This window comes from Rhizobium grahamii CCGE 502 (assembly GCF_000298315.2).
GTDB classification, from domain to species: domain Bacteria; phylum Pseudomonadota; class Alphaproteobacteria; order Rhizobiales; family Rhizobiaceae; genus Rhizobium; species Rhizobium grahamii.
In genome coordinates, this window is the sequence record NZ_AEYE02000006.1 from 1 (window position 1) to 1,217 (window position 1,217).

At 64.1% G+C, this 1,217-nt stretch carries 1 protein-coding gene; it reads left to right on the top strand.

From position 1 onward, the window contains the following. Window positions 1-1,217 (top strand): VCBS domain-containing protein (locus RGCCGE502_RS05455; protein ID WP_016553164.1); only part of this gene is annotated, 1,217 nt, incomplete at both ends.

Below are 1,217 nucleotides of genomic sequence, written 5' to 3' on the forward strand. Positions count from 1 at the left end.
GCGCCGGTCTTGAGCGCCGACGTCGGCCTGCACGCGGTGTCGGACATCGCCGAAACGATCAACCCGGCGGCGGATGCCGGCACGCAGCAGACGGGCGGCGCATTGACCTTCACCGATGTCGATCTCATCGATCGTCCGACGGCGAGCTACGCGTTCAAGGCGATCGCGCCCACCGGCGTGACGCTGTCGAGCGAGCAGGAAGCCGCCCTCAAGGCCGCCTTCAGCGCAACCGCCGCCGCCGGCAACACCAACAACGGCAGGGTCAACTGGACCTATTCGATCGCCGAAAGCTCGCTTGATTTCCTCGGCAAGGGCCAGAGCGTCAAGCTCACCTACACGATCACCGTCGCCGACGGTAAGGGTGGCTCCTCCAGCCAGGATGTCATCGTCACGGTCAACGGCGTCAACGACGCACCGGTCGCGGTCGCCGACAGCAACATCGACCCCAACCATCCGGACCAGTTCACCGACCTGGTGAAGGAAGCGGGCGTCAAGGACCACGGCAATGCCAGCGAAGCAGGCGACAGCCTCGCCAAGGGCAACGTGCTTGCCAACGACACCGACGTCGACTTCAACGACACCAAGAGCGTTTCGGCGCTCACCGGCAGCGACAAGATCCTGGGCCTCTTCGTCAAGGAAGGTATTTACGGCAAGCTGTATCTCGCCGCCAACGGCGACTACACCTACGACCTGCGTGACAGCGACGCTCAGACCAACGCCCTGAAGCAGGGCGAGCATGTCACCGACACCTTCACCTACACGGTCAAGGACGCCAACGGCCTGACGTCGCAGACGACGCTGACGATCATGATCGAAGGCACCAACGACGCGCCGGTGGCGAAGGCGCAATACGCTGACGTCGGCGAAGGCATTGCCAAGACGGATGTTTCGACGACGGACGGCAACCTGCTCAACGGTGCGACCGATGTCGACCACGACCATGTTCTGAGCGTTGCCAATGTCGATGGCCACAGCGACGGTGCCGCTGGCGCTGCCGGCAACTACGGCACGCTGACCTGGAATGCCGCGACCGGGGCCTACACCTACACGCTCGACAATACCAAGGACGCGGTGCAGGCGCTGGCAAAGGGCGAATTGCGCCTTGAGACCTTCACCTTCACGGTGGCTGACGAGCACGGTGCGACCAGCACCCGGACGCTGACGGTCACTATCACCGGCACCAACGACGCGCCGGTGGCGCAGGCACAGGTCAACGA